The sequence below is a fragment of the Alkalihalobacillus sp. MEB130 genome, from assembly GCF_032335535.1.
GTDB lineage: Bacteria > Bacillota > Bacilli > Bacillales > Bacillaceae_D > Halalkalibacter.
The window spans coordinates 1-1,144 of record NZ_JAOANA010000064.1 but is presented as its reverse complement, the minus strand read 5'-3'; the positions used below and the strand labels follow the sequence as shown (position 1 = coordinate 1,144).

Annotated in this window: 2 rRNA genes; both read right to left on the bottom strand. The window is 49.8% G+C overall.

The features are described from left to right. Positions 1-697: ribosomal RNA gene (locus tag N0O92_RS23755) — 23S ribosomal RNA — on the bottom strand; the annotation flags it as partial. 225 nt (positions 698-922) lie between these two features. Beyond that, positions 923-1,144: ribosomal RNA gene (locus N0O92_RS23750) — 16S ribosomal RNA — on the bottom strand; the annotation flags it as partial.

Below are 1,144 nucleotides of genomic sequence, written 5' to 3'. Positions count from 1 at the left end.
CGCCCTATTCAGACTCGCTTTCGCTGCGGCTCCGCCTAATCAGCTTAACCTTGCACGGGATCGTAACTCGCCGGTTCATTCTACAAAAGGCACGCTGTCACCCGTAAATGGGCTCCAACTAGTTGTAGGCACACGGTTTCAGGATCTCTTTCACTCCCCTTCCGGGGTGCTTTTCACCTTTCCCTCACGGTACTGGTTCACTATCGGTCACTAGGGAGTATTTAGCCTTGGGAGATGGTCCTCCCGGATTCCGACGGGGTTTCACGTGTCCCGCCGTACTCAGGATCCGTCTCGGAGAGACGAGGATTTCGGCTACAGGGCTGTTACCTTGTACCGCGGATCTTTCCAGATCGCTTCACCTATCCTCGTCTTTTCTTACTCCGTATGAGACGTCCTACAACCCCAAGAGGCAAGCCTCTTGGTTTGGGCTGTTTCCGTTTCGCTCGCCGCTACTTGGGAAATCGCATTTGCTTTCTCTTCCTCTGGGTACTTAGATGTTTCAGTTCCCCAGGTCTGCCTCCTCATACCCTATGTATTCAGGTATGGGTACCATCCCATTACGGATGGTGGGTTCCCCCATTCGGATATCCTCGGATCAAAGCTTACTTACAGCTCCCCGAGGCGTTTCGCCGTTCGTCGCGTCCTTCTTAGGCTCCTAGTGCCAAGGCATCCACCGTGCGCCCTTTCTAACTTAACCAAATTAAAAAGTCTTTCGGATGTGATTTTTCAAAAATCACTTGAATTCTTGACATGCTCGTTTGATCTTCTCTTATAAATAAGATACCGATAAAACTAACATTGTTTCTATTGCATTATCTAGTTTTCAAAGAACTATTGTTGAGAGTAAATTCTCTCAAAACTGAACCAAAGCACAAGCGTCAAACAACCGAAGTTGTTCGTCGACTAGAGTTAAACTCCATAGAAAGGAGGTGATCCAGCCGCACCTTCCGATACGGCTACCTTGTTACGACTTCACCCCAATCATCTGTCCCACCTTAGGCGGCTAGCTCCTAGTAAGGTTACTCCACCGACTTCGGGTGTTACAAACTCTCGTGGTGTGACGGGCGGTGTGTACAAGGCCCGGGAACGTATTCACCGCGGCATGCTGATCCGCGATTACTAGCAATTCCGGCTTCATGTAGGC